This is a genomic window from Helicobacter sp. NHP19-012 (assembly GCF_019703325.1).
GTDB lineage: Bacteria > Campylobacterota > Campylobacteria > Campylobacterales > Helicobacteraceae > Helicobacter > Helicobacter gastrofelis.
Genome location: NZ_AP024819.1, coordinates 623059 through 642741, shown reverse-complemented (window position 1 = coordinate 642741; position 19683 = coordinate 623059). Strand labels below are relative to the sequence as shown.

The 19683-nt window shown below is 46.2% G+C and carries 7 protein-coding genes and 2 pseudogenes; 7 read left to right on the top strand and 2 right to left on the bottom strand.

Translation table 11 applies throughout. The features are described 5' to 3' along the window. Positions 1-112 precede the first annotated feature (112 nt). Both K6J74_RS03230 and K6J74_RS03225 read left to right on the top strand, forming a co-directional pair. The gene (locus K6J74_RS03230; RefSeq protein WP_221272435.1) at positions 113-10456 is read left to right on the top strand and encodes a vacuolating cytotoxin domain-containing protein; all 10344 of its coding nucleotides are present in this window, start codon (positions 113-115) and stop codon (positions 10454-10456) included. Positions 10457-10668: 212 nt separating this feature from the next. Beyond that, entirely contained in the window at positions 10669-11481 is an 813-nt protein-coding gene (locus K6J74_RS03225; protein ID WP_221272434.1) for an NAD(+)/NADH kinase, read from the top strand. 1588 nt (positions 11482-13069) lie between these two features. Here the strand turns inward: K6J74_RS03225 and tnpA are convergent. Further along, positions 13070-13497, bottom strand: a pseudogene (tnpA, locus tag K6J74_RS03220) (IS200/IS605 family transposase). A 69-nt stretch (positions 13498-13566) separates the two neighbouring features. Between tnpA and K6J74_RS03215 the strand changes: the two are divergent. The 5 genes and pseudogenes from K6J74_RS03215 (at position 13567) to tal (ending at position 18584) form a co-directional block, all read left to right on the top strand. Further along, positions 13567-14831 (top strand): annotated as a pseudogene (locus K6J74_RS03215) (RNA-guided endonuclease InsQ/TnpB family protein). A gap of 542 nt (positions 14832-15373) precedes the next feature. Continuing rightward, positions 15374-15643, top strand: a complete 270-nt coding sequence (locus K6J74_RS03210; RefSeq protein ID WP_221272433.1) for a NifU family protein — start codon at positions 15374-15376, stop codon at positions 15641-15643. 9 nt (positions 15644-15652) lie between these two features. Beyond that, the gene (locus K6J74_RS03205; RefSeq protein WP_221272432.1) at positions 15653-16261 is read left to right on the top strand and encodes a histidine kinase; all 609 of its coding nucleotides are present in this window, start codon (positions 15653-15655) and stop codon (positions 16259-16261) included. Further along, positions 16258-17592, top strand: a complete 1335-nt coding sequence (locus K6J74_RS03200) for a UDP-N-acetylmuramoyl-L-alanyl-D-glutamate--2,6-diaminopimelate ligase (RefSeq protein ID WP_221272431.1) — start codon at positions 16258-16260, stop codon at positions 17590-17592. The genes K6J74_RS03205 and K6J74_RS03200 overlap by 4 nt, the downstream gene beginning before the upstream one ends. After that, on the top strand, positions 17589-18584 hold the full coding sequence (gene tal, locus K6J74_RS03195; protein WP_221272430.1) for a transaldolase: 996 nt from the start codon (positions 17589-17591) through the stop codon (positions 18582-18584). Before K6J74_RS03200 ends, tal begins: the two co-directional genes overlap by 4 nt. Here the strand turns inward: tal and K6J74_RS03190 are convergent. After that, positions 18567-19451, bottom strand: a complete 885-nt coding sequence (locus K6J74_RS03190) for an aspartate carbamoyltransferase catalytic subunit (RefSeq protein ID WP_221272429.1) — start codon at positions 19449-19451, stop codon at positions 18567-18569. The two genes, tal and K6J74_RS03190, sit on opposite strands and share 18 nt — an antisense overlap. Between the last annotated feature and the right edge of the window lie 232 nt (positions 19452-19683).

Below are 19683 nucleotides of genomic sequence, written 5' to 3'. Positions count from 1 at the left end.
TATTGATGAACCCCGCATTCTATTTGTTTTTATCTAAAACTAAGTTTAAACCCCTATTTTACTAGAATCACCATTAACTTTTGCCAAGCCATTTTTAGCTAGAATACCGCCCATGAAAAAACCACACCCGCTTTGTTTAAAAATCAGTCATGCCATTGCTAGGCGCATTAAGGCGAATCAAGTTCAGCGTGCCGGTGTTCTAGTGTTTAAGGAAGCTCCAAAGCCAGTTTCTCGCCCCAAAAGTTCGCGCACCTCTAAAGCACTCTCTAAAGGGGTTTTTGTGCTTGGAGGAGGGCTAGCCACACTAAACCCGTTGCAGGCGTATTGGAGCGGGTGGCTGCCAGAATCGGGTTTAGGCGACCAATCCCACATTGGGGGGTATGTTTGGCAACACAGCGTACCCAACCATGGATGGCTTTGGGATCAGGGAAACGATTTTTATCATAACCAGGGAGATGGCTACTACTGCGCCAACTACTATTGTAACACCAATAACCCCGTTACCTTAGAAAACAATTGGGGCATGGGCAGGGGCTACACTTTCTACCTTTCTCAATTCACTTGGAAGGGCGGGGGGGATTTTAATCTTGATTTATTGGGGGTCAATGGCAACAATCCAACCCTCAACCTAGGCTACACTCCGGGGGCTCCCGGGGCAAACACCTTCACCCATTACCGCAGTCAAGACTATTTTAACGATACTTTCCAAGCGGGCAACATCATCATTAGCGATAACCTAACCACAGACCAAACAAATCTCAATCTCCAAGCCACTGGTAACATCACTTCTCAAGGTTACAATGGGCAGCATGTCACCATCAGTGCCAACGACGATTCGCAAGGAATGGATCTTAACGCCCAAAGTGAAAATTTCAATAACACCACTTTTACGGGCAACGCCCCTTTTAATTTTAACAGCAACAACATTACCTTTAGTGATGTTGCCTACAACACCACAGGCGGGGGCTCTGTTACCGATAACGGCAGTTTGACCTTTAGCAACAATTCGCAATTCACCCTAAGCAACAACTCGCCTTTCACCAATTTGGGAGGCAGTGTTAATTTAAATGGGGTAACCTTCAACATCACGGCAGGTTTAACCAACATCAACGGCAACGCCCAGCCCCAAACATACAACATCATCCACACCACAGGTAACATTAACTACAACAGCTACACGAGCCATTTGTGGAATTTGATCCACTATGATGGGGTGTCCGGCACGCTCTACAACCAGCCCGGCTACACCAATCCCCAAGGGGGCAATGGCACCTACTATGTGCTCTACAACACCAACAACCCCGACACCCAAGCCCAAGACATCTTTAAAGAAACTTTTACAAACAACACCATGAGCATGCAACTTGTGGGGGTGAAAGAAAATGTGTGGGTGGACCTGCAAAATTTAAACAACGCCTCCGATCCAAATTATCAAAGCCCTAATAACCCGGGAACTTGGACGCCTTGGATTGGGCAGGGGGTTGCCTACATCAACCCCGGCGCAGCCAACCCTAATAGCAGCGGACAAAGGATTTTAGAAACCCAAACGAGCCCATGGGGCTATGCCTACACGCGCATTGATGTCGGAGATCAAGGCACTTTAATTTTAGGCAACAACACCACCAGTGCAGCCACCACAAAAGGCACGATTTGGATCGGCGATGGGAAGGGCGCCATTGGCTACATCACAGGGAAATTCAGTGCAGGCAACATCTACCTCACAAACACTATCCAAACGGGCAATGATTACAGCGGGCATGGGACCAACATCACTTTTAGTGCGCTTAATAACATCACCGCAAATGGCTTAATCTATGATGAACTTAATGCTGGTGCCCAAAACTCCAACGCTTATTTTAGTGTCAACAAGGGCACAATCAGCGTTTCTAACTCCATCTTTGTAAACAACACATCGGGCGGGGTTATGGGCTTCACCTCCCAAAACACCACTTTTAACAACACCCAATTTAGCGGCAATCAAAGCCAAATCGATTTGACGGGCACACAAAGCATCGATATTGCCAACACCCAATTTAACGAGAGCAGCGGGGGCGAGTTTAAATTTGTGGGTAAAAACATCACTACCAGCAACAACACCCAATTTAACGGGAAAAACACGCTCGTGTCTATGGTAGCCAGTGGGGCGTTGACACTCACCAACACCAAAATCAGCACCAGCAACAACGACATCAACTTAAGCGGCCAGAGCATAACCATCAGCGGGGGCGTGGCTAACCCCACTGAGGATAACAGCTACACAAGTGCCATTGTGGGCAACAACACCAACATTAATCTACAAGCCAGCGGGGCGCTGAGTGTGGCTAACACCCTCTTTAACGACCCCCTGCAAAGCACCAACAGCCCGCAAAACATGACCCTAAGCGGGCAAAATATCACACTCAACAACGATAAATTTGAAGGCTATTCGCAATACCACTTTAACACCAATAGCCTCACCTTGCAGGGCACGACAACTATTGCCACAAACAATAACCTAGGGAGTGGCAATGTGGCGACAAGCCCCTTTGGCACCTATGCAGGCAATGTCAGCTTTGGCTCTAAAGCTCTTTTAAAATTAAGCAACACTCAAGAGATTTTAAACGCTCTAAAGAAGGGTGGCACCTACACCCTCTTAAGCGGTAAGGACATCAACTATCAAAGCGACACCACCTACGCCAAAAACCTATGGCAAATGGTGCAATTTGGCGGGCAAAGCGACCAGCTAGCCACCGGCTTGCCCCAAGATTTCACCCAAGGGCGAAATGGGATTTACTATGTGTCCTTAGACGGGCAAACCATTGAAGAAAACTTTGGGGCAAGGTCTTTGACCTTGTCGCTCATCGACCAAAAACAAGATGTTTGGTACGATGTCTATACCATGACCCCTAGTTGCTTCATTTGGTGTAGCTACAAAACCTACAACCCCAATGTGGGGACAAATGGCATTGCCTACATTGACCCCACGCACCCAGAGGCAGAGGGCTGGAATGGCAGCAACACCTTAAACACTTATTCTAGTTCTAGCACAGGCAACGGCATGACCTTGAATGTGCAAGGGAACAACGCCACTTTAGTGATTGGCAACGACACAAAACAGGCCGCAAAAGGGGGCATTGTGCGCTTGGGCGGGACGGGGGGCAGTGGGGGGCTTGTGGGCTACATCAAGGATAGCTTCAACGCCGCCAATATTTTTATGACCAACACTTTCCAAACGGGCAATAGTTTTCAAGATGGAGGCGGAGCAAACATTAGTTTCACCGCGTCTAACAACATCACCTTAGACGGGCTCAATTACCAAAACCTCAAAGCCGGCACCCAACACTCCAATGCCAGTTTTACGGCTGGTGGGGATTTAAGCGCGACCAACACAAATTTTGTAGATCAAACGGGGGGCACTCTTAGCTTTAGTGCCCAAAACACCAGCTTTAGCAACTCTTCTTTTTCAGGCGACAGCCAAACCATTAACATTGATGCCAACGATGCCCTAAGTTTCACCAACACAAATTTAAACAATGGTGAAAGCACCATCAATATGCAGGCCAACAACCTCACGATGGGGGCAAGTGCCGGCAGCGCAGGCAGCACGGCTCAGTCTCCTGCCAGCGCGATCAACGCTAAATCCCTTAATGTTACCGCCCAAACGGCCACCTTTGACAACACCCGTTTTACCCTAGACCCCACGAGCGACACATCTTCTCAGTTTAAAGTCAATAACCTCACCTTTGACAACGACACCTTTAATGGGATTGGCAGCACCTACGACTTTAGCGGCACCCAAAACACCACCTTTTTAGGCACGACCACCATTTCCACCACCGATTTAAGCAGCAACCCCAACAGTCCGTTTAAATCCTTGGTGGGCAATGTTACTTTGGGCTCTAATGCCCTCTTTAACATCACAAGCGCGCTGCAATCCCAGCAAAAATATGTCGTGGTTGCCGGTGGCGACATTAAATGGAGCGATGACAGCTATGCCAAGAATTTATGGAATTTAGTGGATTACCAAGGGATGAGTGGCACGCTCTTACAAAATGACGGCAATAACACCTACACCGTGGCCTTTGGGGGCGCAGACTCGCAGATCAAAGCCAAAGAGACTTTTAGCCACAACCAGATCACCCTAACTTTGCTGACCCAAGTTGTGGATCTTTGGCCTGATGTCTACAACATGACTCCCGGCTGTGTTCAAGGTTCAATCCTTGGGATACAGGGGTGCTTGGGTTGGGCTAAGGGGCATTATGATTGGCTGACTGGGTATGGCTATAAAACCTACAATGTCAGTGTGGGGGCGGGGGGCATTGCCTACATCGATCCCAATTTAAAAAACGCCACCGCTCCCTATTACAACCCGGCGGGCAAACAATTAACCGCATACAGCTTTGCGGGCAATGGGGGGACTTATGACATCCAAGGGCAGGGGACTTTAGTTTTAGGCAACATCACCACTCAGGCGGCCAGTGGAGGGTTGATCCAGTTTGGCGGAGAGGGGGCCAACCCGGGCTATATCGTGGATGTCTTTAATGCCTACAACATTTACCTAACCAATGGCATCAGCGTGGGCAATTTTGGGGGCGCGAATGGGGCGAAGTTGCCCTATGGCGGCGGGGCAACCATGACCTTTAACGCCAGCAATAATTTAACCACAGATGGCCTCACCTACACCAATAACCTCACCTACCTTAACCAAGTCTGTGGCATTTTGGGCTCTGTTGTGGGCAGCATTTGTAAAGACATCAAGCCCCAATCCTCCAACGCTAATTTTAGAGCCAACAACACCTTAAGTGCCATTAACTCCAACTTCTCCGATCATGTGGCTGATTATGGCGGTTTGTTTGGCTCTTTCCAATTTATGGGAAAACAGCAGGTGGATTTCACGGGCAGCAATGTTCAGGGCAACCGCACGAAAGTGTATGTGCAGGGCAGTCAGATCAACCTTGCTAACTCGGGCTTCTTTTTGGGCGACAACTCCAGCGTTGTACTCACCGGCGATTACACAGACAATTTAACCACAACAGCAGCCAAGGTGGAGGGCAACATCACCGCCACAGACACGACCTTTAACCTCAACACGGGCAGCAGCGCGACCTTTGCGGCAGCCAACACCACTTTAAGTGGCAACAGCGTGGTGTTGTTAAACAACGGCTCGATCTTTAATCCAAACCCCAAAAACACCACAACCACCAGCGCCACTTTTGAGGGGGTTACCAACATCACAGACAGCGCACAAATCGATGCCCAACAAAGCGATGTAACTTTTGATCAGGCCGCAAATTTTAGCGAGACCGCGCTTTTAAGCTTGTTTCAAAACTCTAGCGCTATCTTTAACGGCCTTGCCACCTTTAGCGGAAACTCTTTAATCAACCTCGACTCCAACACCACAATCGCTTTTAATCAGGGCTCTGACTTCACCGACAGCGCCAGCGTGGTTTTACAAGGGCAGGGGGCAAAGGCGACCTTTGCGGGCACGAACACTTTTGGCAGTGGCACGAGCCTACAAGTCAATGCCGGCGCGAACTTAGAGTCTAGTGGGACGATGAGTTTTAATGGGGGGCATTTCAATGTATCCAATGGCAGTGTGGCTTTAAACACCCTCAATTTCAATGGAGCCGAGTTAAACACACAGGGCAACAACACTTTTAGCGCAGGCGCAGTCAGTAGCGCAGGGGACACGGAATTTGGGCTGTATGGCAGTGGGGATTTGACCTTTGGGTCTTTAAGTGTCGCTAGTGGGGTGTTAAACATCCAAAGTTCTTTGACCCGCACCAGCCCATTCATCGATGTAAATGGAAATTTTGATGTAAGCGGTGTCCTCAACCTCTCTAACATTGACTTATCCAGCGCACTTAGCAAGGGGCAAACCCTCACCTACGATATCATCAACGCTAAAAATATCGAGGGGATCAGTGGGGCTGATGGCTACCAAAAAATCGAGTTGTCGGGGATACAAATTAAAAATGCCACCTACAACGCCACTAAGGACAGCTGGAGTTTTATCAATCCCTTGAATAGTTCGCAGATCATCACTGAGAGCGTGCAAAATGGGAATTTGAAAGTGAGTATCTCACAAAACCTTGGCTCTAGCACCGCTGGCTCTTACAACTACAACATCTACAACATCGCTCCCGAACTTTATTTTTACAACCAATCCAAGCAGAACACAACCGGATCCGCCTACAATTACAGCGATGATCGCGTGGGGACTTTCTTTTTAGACGGGCAGGTTAAGGGGGTGTACAACAATGGCGGGGTGCAAGAACTCCCGGGCACTTACGATACCTATAACAACCCCAACAGCGCGTTAAATATTTTCAACACGGGGGTGAGTGCAAACAATTTAATGGCACTAGCCGGGGTCGCCACTGCCCTTTGGCCCGCTTTAGAGGGGTTTTTGACCTCGGGGGTTTTGAACGATTTAAACGATCCTAATAAACTTTTACAGGCGTTGCAAAAAATCCAAATCAATTTAACTCCCGCACAAAAACAAACCCTATTAAACTTCATCAACGGCTTTGACAGCCAGATTAACCAGACTTTCAGCAACGGGACTTTGGTGGTCGGGGCTGAGCAAGCAGGGCAGATTGGAAGTAATAGCACAGTGTGGTTTGGGGGCAATGGTTTTAATGGTCCATGCGCACCGAGCACAGCACCCCAAAGCACTACTTGCCAATTCCGCCACACCAACATAGGGCAACTTTTAAGTTCTAGTTCAAACGCTCTAGGTTATATCGAAGCGCAATTTAATGCCAAAGACATTTACATCACGGGGACTTTGGGTAGTGGCAATGCAAAAGGCACGGGGGGCTCTGCTGAGGTGAGTTTTAACAGCACCACAAATTTGGTCCTCAACAAAGCCACGATTGAGGCGCAGGGCACGGACAAAATCTTTTCCTCTTTGGGTCTTAGCGGGGTGCAAAGTCTTTTAGGTCAGCCCCAATTGGGCGGATTGTTGGGGCAGTGGATTTACGACAAGGCAGAGGGCAATAATTTGATCCCTGTCGGCTTAAAAGGCTTGCTCCCTAGTAGCGTGGCTAACGCGACTTTGGGCGAAATCTTTAACGCGCAAGACATGGCCGCGCTCACCCAATTGCCCGGATTTGCCACCGTGGTTAAAGACATTTTGACACACCAAAGCGTGAGCTCGCTCTTTGGACCTAATGGACTCGTTGAAAGCTTGCCTACGAGTGTGCAAAATGAAATTGATGGCAAAATTGAGGCTGGCATCACGCAAGGGCTTGAGAGCGGTAAATTAAGCGGGTTGGAGCAAGGGCTGGTGCATAAGTTGCTAGGCATTATAGAGGGAGGACAGGGGGTGCAGGGGATCTTCAACTACCTCAACAATAACTTTGGCAACCAAACTTTATGGAATGTGATGGATGAGCTGGCCCCTTGGACAAATGTTACTTTAAACAAAGCCCTAGCGATGGGCGATAGCCCAGCGGCCACAGCCATGATGCAAAAATTCATGGACACAACCACCTTTGGGCAAATCTTTAATGTCATCTTCCAAAACAGCGCCATCATCAATAAAAGCGTGGCTTGGTTGGGGCCTCAAGTGTGGGGCGTGATCATGGACATGGCAATTAACGATGTTTTAAACCCCCCCAAAGCTTTAAGCAAAATGGCAGACGATGTGGGCGAAAAGCTCCTAGAGCAGATTTTTGGGGGCAATGTTTTAAACACCCTAAACAGCCTCACCCAACAGAAAGCCCTAAGCGGTATCCTCAACAATATTTTGCAAAATAAAGGGCTTGGGGGGCTGTGGTCGCAAGGGTTGGGCTCATTCTTGCCCCCAAGCATCAAACAAGCGATGCAAAAGGCAGGCGTGGGGGGTTATCTTGCACCCAAGGGGCTTAGCGCGCTGTGGGAGAAGGGTTACTTCAACTTCTCAGCCAACAACGATATTATCAGCCAAAATAGCACTTATAGCAACGCTACGGGCGGGACTTTAAGCTTTGTCGCTGGCAAATCCATTGTCTTTAACGGCAACAACAGCATTAACTTCACCAACTACCAAGGCACGCTCAACTTTTACTCCGACAATCTGTCTAACATCAATTTAACGAGCTTGAATGCCACAGATGGGCTGAACTTAAACGCTCAGTTTGAGAACCTCAACATCGCCGGGGGTAAAATCAACCTCAACCAATACGAAAGCCTCAATGTGAGCGCGCAAAACTTCCAATACTTAGGCACTATCACGGATACAGGGGGGGCGATCGACTTTTCAGGGATCACGGGGGCGGATGTCCTTGGGACTTTAAATTTACAAAGTAACAGCACCCTAATTGCCAATAACCTAAGCATCCAAAAGGCTTTAAACAACCAAAGCACCAATGCGCTCAACATTGGTAACGATTTAACACTCTATTCAGGTGCAACTTTAACAACCCAAGCGCAGGGCATTTATGTCGGTGGGGCGTTAAACAGCCAAGGCGACTTTGTCTTTAACCTCAATCCAAGCAACACGAGCCAAAGCGCAAGTAGTAGCGCAAATAACACACAGGGCACAAGTGTGGGTAGTGGCACAAGTGCAAGTGGTAGCACAAGCACAAACAATACAAGCCAAAACGCAGACTCTAATACAAACGGCACACAGGACACAAAAGGCAATACAAACCAAAGCACAAGCAACAACACAGACAGCACGCAAAGCACAAGCCAAAATACGGGCTCTAACACAAGCAACAGCACAAGCACAAGCACAAGCAGCCAAAGCCAAAGCCAAAGCACGGGTGCAAGCGATAGCAACAGCACAAATACAAATAACGACGCAGACAATAGTATAAATGGTGGTATAAGCAACACCCCCACACAAAATATCAACACGCCCTTAGTGCAAGTGCAAGGCATTGCCACGCTCAAACCCACGAGCGATGAAACTCCCCTAATGACCCTCAACGCCAACACCCAAGCCGCTTACACCTTAATTAATGCCAATAGGTGGATCAACTACAACCTTTACAACCAAACCTTTGACCCCAATAGCTGGAAGGACTACCTAACCCTCTACACTTACCTAAACATCAATGGCAAGAGCTTTACGCTCAACCAACAAGGCAATGGCTTGCTTTACAACGGGCAGGCGGTTAAAATCGCCGATAGGGGCTTGTTGGTGAGCTATACAAACGCACAAGGGCAAAGCATAGACGCCTCCATTGCCTACGACAATATCAGTGTCGGGGTCAATAAGACTCTTGATGTCGGCGCGCCTAGCATTGAACAATACATCGCCCATATCCAAGGGGAGGACAGCGTGAAAGCCGTTTATGCGGCGGGCGGACCACAAGTGATGGGCTGGTTAAACCAACTTTTGATCCAAACCAAAAACACGCCCCTTTTTGCCCCCTACTATTTAGAAAACACCTCCCAAGCCAACTTAGTTAAGATCGCTAAAGACATCGCCAACAGCATCGACTTGGTGGCTAACCCTACTTTAAAAGCCAACGCTACAGATGTTTTACAAATCAACACCTATACCCAGCAAATGAGCCGTTTGGCTAAACTCTCTAGTTTTGCCAGCAACGACACCCTAGATGACTTCCACGACTTTTTAGCTAGCATTAAGGGCAAACGCTTTGCCAGCGCGGTGCCTAATGCGATGGACATCATCACCGCCTACTCCCAACGCAACAAGCTCAAAAACAATCTATGGATGACGGGCGTGGGCGGGGCGAGCTTTGTGGCGGGGGGCACGGGCACACTCTATGGCATCAATGTAGGCTATGACCGCTTCATTAAGGGCGTGATTGTGGGTGGGTATGCCGCCTATGGTTACAGCGGCTTTTATGGCAACATCACCAACTCCGCCTCTAACAATGTCAATGTGGGGCTTTACAGCCGTGCCTTTGTCAAACGCAGTGAGATCACCGTGAGCGCAAATGAAACTTGGGGCTATAACAAAGCTTATATTAACGCCACAGACCCCATTTTATCCATCGTGAATCAACGCTACAATTACAGCACTTGGACAACCAATCTACGCGCCAACTACGGCTACGACTTTTTCTTTAAAGACAAGAGGGTGATTTTAAAACCCCAAATCGGCTTGGCTTACTACTACATTGGTTTGTCCGGCTTGCAGGGCACGATGAATAACCCCTTCTACAGCCAGTTTAGGGCCAACGCCGACCCGGCAAATAAATCTGTGCTGACCTTGAATTTAGCCCTAGAGAGCCGCCACTACTTTGGCAAAAACTCTTATTACTTCGTGCTCGCCAGCATTGGGCGGGACTTGTTCGTGCATTCTATGGGCGATAAAGTTGTGCGCTTTATTGGAGATGACATGCTCAGTTACCGCAAAGGCGGGATGTATAACACCTTTGCAGGCTTAACCACAGGGGGTGAAATCCGTTTGTTTAGATCTTTCTACATCAACGCCAGCATCGGGGTGCGTTTTGGTTTGGACTATCAAGACATCAATATCACGGGCAATGTAGGGATGCGCTATGCTTTCTAAGATATTTTTAAGCTTTCTTAAGTTAAAGTTCTCTTCCCCCTCCTTTTTGGTCCCAAGGAGTTTAGGCTTCTTGGGGCTTTTTTGTTTTTATAAATCATCTTCTTTAATCAGCTTTTAAGTTCTTTTGTGTTAGTGTACGAGCCCCCCTCCTTTTTAACCCCTAGGGTTTTCCCTGGGGGTGTTCCCCATCTTTAAATTCCAATGGTTGTTGAATGCGTCTTGAACCCATAAGCCATGTTTATATCCTGCTCAAACCTGCCCTAGAGCCTGAAATGTTACACGCCCTAGAGGCTTGCTTGAAAGAGGCCAAAATGCTCTACAGCCTAGAGTCGCCCACCGCCTATCACCCCAATGAAGCCCTGCTTTGTTTGGGTGGGGATGGCACGCTCTTAGCTGCCCTGCGCCACCCTTTGAATTTGCCCTGCTTTGGCATACATGTAGGGCATTTGGGTTTTTTAACAGCCACAAATTTAGAGGGTGCTCTGGCTTTCTTAAAGGCTTTGAAGCGGGGGGATTACAAAGCCCAAGAGCATTTAATGCTGGAGGGTAAAATAGGCAAACAGTGCATTTTGGCCGCTAATGATTTAGTGGTGAGCAAGAAAGACTACTATGGCATGTTGGAATTACAGCTCTTCATTGACGAGGTGTTGGTCAACACTTACAAAGTGGATGGACTCATCTTTGCCACACCTTTGGGCTCCACCGCTTACAACATCAGCGTGGGTGGGAGTGTGCTCGACCCCCTATGCCAAAACATCTTAATCACCCCTATTGCCCCACACTCTCTTAGTGAAAGGCCGCTGATTTTAGGGGCTGGGGCGTGCTTAAAAGTGGTGTCCACTCAAGCCTGCATTGTGGTGGCGGACGGGCAAGTACGCCACACCTTAAAGCCCAAACAGGTCTTAAATATCCATGCCGCCAAACGCCAAGCCACCTTGCTCCAGCCGTTGGAGCGCAATTACTTTAAAATCCTCAAAGAAAAATTTGCGTGGGGTTCAGCACAACAAAATAATTCTATAAAATAGTCAAGCGTTCCAGGAGATATCTTTTAAAATTTTTGAAATTCTAAGCAAAAGCCACAACTATAATATCTTGGAAATTTTGAATATAACGATAACGAAAATGTATCTTAATCTTCTTGTAAGTGGGCTTACAAACCCAGCATATCAATTTAGACCCAAAAGACTTGTCAATATTTGAGTTTTTCTTGTGGTATTTTATGTACCTTGGTAGCTTTAATTTGTGCCAAGTTGGCTTTTAATCGTCTAGCGATCTTGGTTTGTTTGGTTAATTACTTTGTAACTCATCTCTTTGTGTTTTAAGCTCTTTAATTTTAGTCCTTTGCGAAGCATTTCTAAGCGCATATCCGTGTTCTTTAGCTTTATCATTTCATCACTTAGGATTTTTAATCCTGTTGTTCTTTAACCCTGTCTTGGTTTTAAGACTGGCGTTTTCTTTCACTAAGTCTTTGATTGTTTTTCTAAATGTCTATTTTATGTTCGCCTGTGTCAAGATTTTCCCCGTATTCATCGCTGTTTTTAAATTCTTAGGTCAGGGATTCGATGTTGCTTGTTAAGCTTTTAAGTCCTTTCCAGGTCTTTATTCCTGCTTTTCCTCTCATCTTGCCTAATCTCAATCTCTTTATCTTTGATGGGGAGCACTGCAATAGGTCATGTTGCACTTACCAACAATGGCATTGCACTTAATGGGTAAAGAGCATTTCACATGTGCTTCCGGTCGGTTGACTTTTAGCTTTAAACCATGCAAGTTTTTTAGCATGTTTATCTTTTGTGGAATCACCTTGATTTTAAGTTTTATGATATTGTTGTCGATCAAGTAAATTGTGTAAATTGTTTTTTGTAACATAAAAGCGAGACTAAAAATTCTCTCTTAGCTTCACAGGACAAACTAGCCAAAACGAAGATTGCAAAGTGTTCCCCTTATGTGGTTGGAAAGCAGACTGCCTAGTCATTAAAGTATGCTCATAAGTTCGCCTGTTAATTTGCAAGTAAGGTGTCATGCACCCCATATCTTCCCCTTTAACGATTTTACCTCATCATGTTTTCCTCTATTAAGTGGCATTGCTTTATCTACAACATGATTACGCATGATTTTTCTAATGTTGTCTTATATTTATCAATTATTAAATGTTTAAGTAGATTTTCCTAGTAAAAGCAGCGGTTATGGATACTAAGAAGTAGATACATCACAACCTCGGCTTTATTATCATTGCTAAATCTTGTCTTTCTAGGCGTATCCGTGCAATATCAAGAGACACTAGAAGTGGTGCAAGAATTACAAGAGGGCGGGAGACTTAAATTTTCTCTGCAAGAGTTTATAGGGATGGTGGATGGACTTAGACATTGAAGCTTCAAATAATTTTCGTAATAGCATGGATAACTTTGGTGAACTTAAGATGGCGAAGCTTTGATTAAGCCAAACGCTCTGCTTAATGACCTCCTTGCAAGACCCAAGCCTAGATGACAGAAACCACCACGATAGTTATATTGCTTTAGGCAACGCTATAATGGCGGCAAAACTATCAAAATCCAACCATTTTAAAACTCTCCGGCAGAAATCCCACTCGTCTTTAGCGGGTGGGATGAATGCCCTCTACCCTTGATTTTCTATGTATCTTTTGATAGTTTCTGGGTTAGCTTCTCCTATGGAACAGGCAAAAATCCATCTGTCCAAAACTTTTGTTCTTTCCAAAAATGCTTGCGCAAGAACGGGATAAATCTTGGTTCTCTCCAAACCCTATAAGTGGTAATCTGCTTGATGCGCAAGATGATGGAACTGATAGACACTCTAGGGATATACTGAATCATCAAGTGTAAATGGTCTTTGTCTGTCTCCATTGCTATGATGATAAAATCTGAACTTTCCTCTATCTCCTCAACCACAGACTTTATAAAAATAGCCACATCTCCTACGAGCAACTTTTTTCTGTATTTACACACTAAAATCAAATGGGCTTTTAGATTATGTTTGCTCCTGTTTGTGGATAAATAGCCTTTGAGTTTGTAATGGTTTTCTTTCATAGCTCTACACCTCAAAAATATTTTATAAAATTATGTTATAATAATGTAAAATAGTTAAGGCGTAAGAAATTGCTTAAAGCAATAAAGTTTAGAATTTACCCTAGTGTTGAACAAAAAACCTTGATACACAAGCATTTTGGTTGTGCTAGAGTGATCTATAATTACTTTTTAGCATACCGCCAAAAGCAATACGCACTAGGCATTAAAGAAAATTACTTCAGCATGCAAAAGGTGCTTACTACTCTCAAAAAACAAGAGTCTTATGCTTATCTAAGTGAATGCAATTCGCAAAGCTTGCAGATGGCACTAAGACAGCTGACAACAGCCTTTGATAGGTTTTTCTCTAAGCTGGCAGATTATCCTAGATTCAAATCTAAGAAGTATGCCAAGCAATCTTTCTGTGTCCCGCAACACTTAGAGATGGATTTAGGAAACAACCAAGTCAAGCTACCCAAATTCAAAGAAGCTATTAAAGCCAAGTTTCATAGGCATTTGCCTACAAACTCTATCGTCAAACAGGGGTTTATCTCTTGTGTAGCAGATAAATACTATCTCTCTGTCAGTTATGAGGACAATAAGCCTGAACCTAAACCCACAACTATCAGAAAAGCTGTGGGTTTAGATATGGGTTTAGAGTCTTTAGTCATCGCCAGTAATGGCGTGTTCTACCCATATAAAAAGTTTTTCCAGAATCTACAAACCAAACTCACTAAAGCGCAAAGGAGATTGTCTAAAAACTCAAAGGTTCTAGTAATAGAAAAAAGCAAAGCAAAGAAAGTGGCACAAATCCACGCCTCTATCAGCAATAGCAGAGAGGACTACCTACATAAAATCAGTAATGAGATAACCAATCAATACGATTTGCTAGCAGTAGAAACCTTGAAAGTTAGGAATTTGGTCAAAAACCACAAACTAGCTAAGAGCATTGCCAATGCCAGCTGGTCTAGGCTTATTAGTCTATTAGAATATAAGGCTGGTTGGAAGGGTAAAACCCTTATCAAAATTGACCAATACTTCCCTAGCTCTCAAATCTGCTCGACCTGTGGGAGCAATACCGTAAAAAGCCACTCCATATTAGAAATTTTGTCTGCCCTTGTTGTCAAACACACCATCACAGAGACCTCAATGCTAGCATCAACATTAGAAACTATGCTTTGGGAATGCTAGATGAGCGACACGCTATCAAGGTAGATAAAACTAGGGTAGGGATGACCCGAAGTTACGCTTGTGGAGATTCCGCTGATGGGGTTGTAACCAAGTATGGCTACATACTGGATATAGCTAGTTATGGATCGTTGAAGCAAGAAGCCCACCCGTCTTTAGCGGGTGGGTGATTCACTATTCGAGCGGTAGAAATTATAAAACTTAGTGGCGGGCTTGATAACGTCCCCAAAACTCCGCACACCAAAGAAATCCTTCATCGTTGCCACACGGGTTCTATACTCTTGCTTATCTTGTTGTTTTTGTTCTGCGCCATTTGCAAGGTTTTGTGTTTAGGTTTTTACTTGTTTGCGTGGATAGCGATTTTAGAGCCACAGGGGGTCTACAAGCGACACATGGCAGCTAATCCGTTGATGCTTTAGCTCTCTAACGCTCTACGGGCTTGAAAATACAAAAAGTGGAGGTTTTGGCTTTGAACTGAGAAATTAGGGCTTTAGAAACCCTATTGGAGCAACGGGTTAAAGAAAAGACTTTTGATGATTGTAGCGTTATCGCTTTGGTGCTAGAAGGTGGTGTGCCTCTAAGCGCAACTGAGAAGAAATTACAAGATAAGATCATAAATACCCCCTAGATTGAGTCTTAAGAGCACCCTTTAACACGATAAACAAAGTTTTAGAGTATATTGCGTTATAATGAAAACTTTTGGAGGTGTTGCATGGTATTTAGTGATGCAGAATTACAAAAACCCGTGGAGTTAGCCCTAGAGAAAATCCGCCCTATGCTCTTAAGGGACGGGGGCGATGTGGTGCTTTTGGGCATTAAAGAGGCTAAGGTGTATGTGAGTTTAGAGGGGGCGTGTAGGGGCTGTGCGTCTAGCGCAAACACTCTAAAGTTTGGCATTGAGCGTTGTTTGCAAGAGGAAATTCACCCGGACATGCAAGTCGTGCATGTGTCGCCTGAACGCTATAAAGAGTTGTTTTCTTAAGCCTCTTTAATGACAAATGACCCCAAGAAGCGCACCTTTTGCACGCAGGGCTACAAGGCGTTTTTACACAAGGAGTACCCAAGAGCGGGGTTTTTATTCGGGCAGGCGTTGTTCTTAGACCCGATGGACTCGCACGCCAAGATCGGTCTTCTTTTAAGCGACATTGCCCTAGACTTCCCCAAAGAGGCGCACAGTTTCTATGAGTTGTACCAAAGTTTGTTAGATTCACAACCACGCCGTTATAAGCTCAGCATCCAGCACCAAATTTTAGATTTGATCGCATCTTTTGACGATAGCCTGAGTAAAATGGCGCAGGTGTTTAGCGCAGAAAACCAACTCAAGGCCGAAAGTTTGGAGGGGATTTTATACGCCGACTTTAAGGCCATGTGTGTGGGTAGGGACTTTAAAGAGGTTTTTGAGGACTTAATGTTTAGCACGAAAGTCATTTTTGACAAGAAAGAGGACTTTTACGAGTTCTTAGAAAGCCTTGTGGAGAACGGCTTTTATGAAATGTCCATCTCCTACATTGAGAACATGCGCGAGCTCTTGTGGTATGATGAGCGCGTGAGTGCGATTTTACAAAAAGCCCTAGAGTTAGAAAAGCAAGCCGCAAAATGAAACACTTTCACCCCCTCACCCACAACGCCCGGAACTTCACCCACTTAAGCGAGGACACAAGAGAGCTTGACAACAGCACCCTCTTAGTGCAAACCCCAAGCAACGCTCCCTTCGTGCAGGCGCATTTAGCCAAAGAGCCCAAAACACCCACCATACAAGCCCTAGAACTCTATAGGCTTTTAAATTTATCGCTTCAAATTGTGGGCGTTACGGGCACCAATGGCAAGACCACCACCGCAAGTTGTATTTACTCACTGCTCTTAGATTCGGGGTGCTCTTGCGCTTTGCTTGGCACAAGGGGGTTTTTCATCAACGACAAGCGGGTGAAAGAAAAGGGTTTAACCACGCCTAGCCTACTAGAAATTTACATGGACTTAGTCACAGCACAAGCTCAAGGGGTGGAGTATTTCATTATGGAGGCAAGCTCACATGCCCTCGCCCAAGAGCGCATTGTGGGCTTGGATTTTGTGGCAAGGGTACATACAAATATCACCAGCGACCATTTAGACTATCACAAGGATCTAGAGACCTATAGAACCGTGAAAAATTCCTTTTTTCAAGGCGAGGGACTAAAGATCATCAATCGAGACGACCCTGTGGTGCGCTTCAACCCCAGCAACGCCTATGGCTATGGTTTGGAGCATAAGAGCCATTTAAGCGTGGATGCTTACAGCCTGAATCCGACTTTAAGCGCACATCTAAACTTCAAGCTAACCCCCAAAACCCCGGCTGAAAACTCTTTACTGCACTCCCCGCTTATCGGCCGACATAACCTTTACAACCTTCTAGGGGCTGTGCTTTGTGTGCGCTTACTCACCGATAAACCTCTAGAAGACATTTGCGCCCTTGTGCCAAACTTCTTAGGCGTGAAGGGGCGTTTAGAAGTGGCGCACACAGACCCCCTTGTAGTGGTGGATTTTGCCCACACCGCCGATGGTTTCACGCAGATTTTTAACAGCTTTAGCGGGCAGAAAATTAAAGTTGTCTTTGGCGCAGGGGGCAATCGGGATAAAAGTAAACGCCCTTTAATGGGGCAAGTCGCCACCACCCACGCCCTTAAAACCTACATCACCAGCGACAACCCAAGACACGAAGACCCCCTAGACATCATCAAAGACATTTTAGGGGGCATTGCTGAAAATAAACGCCCCAGCGTGGTGGTGGAGGCAAACCGCCAAAAGGCGATTGAGCTAGCCCTAAGTGAGCTTAAAGCAGACGAGATTTTGCTGATTTTAGGCAAGGGGGACGAGAACATGCAAATCATCGGCGACAGCTTACACCCCTTTGAGGATTGCCAAGTGGTGCGGGCATTTTACAAGGATAAAACATGAAAGACTTTTACTTATGGTGTGATTTTATTGAGCGGGATTTTTTAGAAAGCGGGTTTCAAACTCTCCTAAAAAAGGGGCAGATTGTGGGGGCGACCTCTAACCCGTCTATTTTTGCTAAGGCTTTGGAGTCTCAAGCCTACCAAGCGCAAATCACGGAGCTTAAAAACGCCAAAATGGGAGCGAAGGACATTTACGAGCATTTAGTCATCGCCGACATCAAAAGGTGCGCTGAGATTTTACTGCCCTTTTGGGAGAAAAACAAAGCTACGGGCTACATCAGCCTAGAGATCGACCCCTTTTTAGCCGACAATGTGGGGGCAAGCGTGGCGGAAGCGCGGGCATTGTTTGGGCGCATTGGCATGCCAAATGCCATGATCAAAGTCCCCGCCACCCAGGCAGGGCTAGAGACCATGGAGCATTTAGCCAAGGACAAGAACATCCCGCTGAATGCAACTTTAGTCTTTGATCCTAAGCGCGCTGGGGATTGCGCCCTTGCGCTTAAAAAAGCTCCCATGGGTGTGGTGAGCATCTTTGTCTCTAGGCTAGACACCTTAGCTAACCGGCTTTTACAAGACAAAAACAACCGTCTAAGCCAAAGCACCCAAGCCACGCTTTTAAACCAATTTGGCATCGCCAACGCCCTAGAGTGCTACCATAGAATCCAAAGCGTGGGGGCAAGCCGTGTCTATCCGCTCTTTGCCAGTGTTGGCACAAAGGACCCCAATTTACCTAAAGACTACTACCTACAAGCCCTAAAGCTAGAGCACAGCATCACCACCGCCCCCCTAGAGGCTCTAAAAGCCTACCACGAAACCCCCAGCGCGCCCACAACCTCCATCAAGCACATCAAAGAAACCATGCAAGATTTGGGCTTGGACTTAGAAAAAACGCGGCCAAACTCAGGTTATAACCCGGGCAGACATTCTCTTTTATTGCCGGGACTTAAAGCCTTTGAGGACGCTTTTAGCAAACTCTTAAAGGCTTTGACTTAATAGAGCTTCTATCAAAGCCATCCGCATTGCCACGCCGAGTTTCACCTGCTCTAGGATTTGACAGCGCGGATCGCTTAAAAGCTTGTCTTCTATGTCAATGTTTCTATGCACGGGGCCTGGGTGCAACACCACGATTTCTTTTTTGAGCATGTCCGCCTTGAGGCAATATTTATAGGCGTAGTCTTTCAAAGAGCCATAGGTTTGCAAAGAATGCCGTTCGGTTTGGGTGCGTAAGCTCATCACAATGTCCGCCACTTCTAGGGCTTCTTGCAGTTCGTGGGTGTAGTCAAAGGAAGTCTTGGGCAAGAAGTGGGGCGGAGCGACTAAAAGGGGCTTTAGCCCAAATCTAGGTAGAAGTTGTAAATTGCTGTTAGCCACCCTTGAGTTTTTAATGTCGCCCACAAAGGCAATGGTTTTGCCCTTAAGTTGCCCTTTAAAATGCCTATGTAGAGTGAGTAAGTCTAGGAGAGCCTGCGTTGGGTGGGCAAACGCTCCACTACCCGCATTGATTAGGGGGGTTTCTAGGTGCTTGGCTAAATAGGGCAGGGCACTAGAGTGGTGGTGGCGGATGATGAATAAATCGATCCCCATCGCCTGCAAGTTATAGAGCGTGTCTAGCAGAGTTTCGCCCTTTTTGGCAGAGCTGGTTTGCACGCTAAAGGCGTTGAAGTGGGCGTTTAGGCGGGCTGTGGCGGTTTGAAAGCTCGCCACCGTGCGGGTGGAGTGCTCAAAAAAGAGGGCTGTAACGCTCTTGTGGCTGAAATTTGGGGCTTTAACACTCTTGTCTAAAAATCCATTTGCCCGATCTAGTAGGGCTAAAACCTGCGCATTATCTAAATCCTGTGTGCTGATGAGGTGTTTTAACATAGGAGTAATTGTAGCAAAAAAGCAATGAAAGCACAGATCACCGATACAGACACAAAGCGTTTACAAGTTCCATAAAAGGCAAAATCTTTTTGCAAGGTTTCTTTATACAACAAGCCTTGCATACAAGAGGTGTAGGGGGCTTAGGGCTCTAATTTTAGCTTGCAGTTTGCCTAAGGTGTCCTTTTAAGTTTTCTAGCCCATCTTTAAGCGCACCAAATTTGAGTTGGTAAGC

Coding starts and splice junctions, on each gene's coding strand:
- K6J74_RS03205 (WP_221272432.1), top strand. CDS start 15,653: ATGACAAATGACCCCAAGAAGCGCACCTTTTGCACGCAGGGCTACAAG.
- K6J74_RS03225 (WP_221272434.1), top strand. CDS start 10,669: ATGCGTCTTGAACCCATAAGCCATGTTTATATCCTGCTCAAACCTGCC.
- tal (WP_221272430.1), top strand. CDS start 17,589: ATGAAAGACTTTTACTTATGGTGTGATTTTATTGAGCGGGATTTTTTA.
- K6J74_RS03230 (WP_221272435.1), top strand. CDS start 113: ATGAAAAAACCACACCCGCTTTGTTTAAAAATCAGTCATGCCATTGCT.
- K6J74_RS03190 (WP_221272429.1), bottom strand. CDS start 19,451: ATGTTAAAACACCTCATCAGCACACAGGATTTAGATAATGCGCAGGTT.
- K6J74_RS03200 (WP_221272431.1), top strand. CDS start 16,258: ATGAAACACTTTCACCCCCTCACCCACAACGCCCGGAACTTCACCCAC.
- K6J74_RS03210 (WP_221272433.1), top strand. CDS start 15,374: ATGGTATTTAGTGATGCAGAATTACAAAAACCCGTGGAGTTAGCCCTA.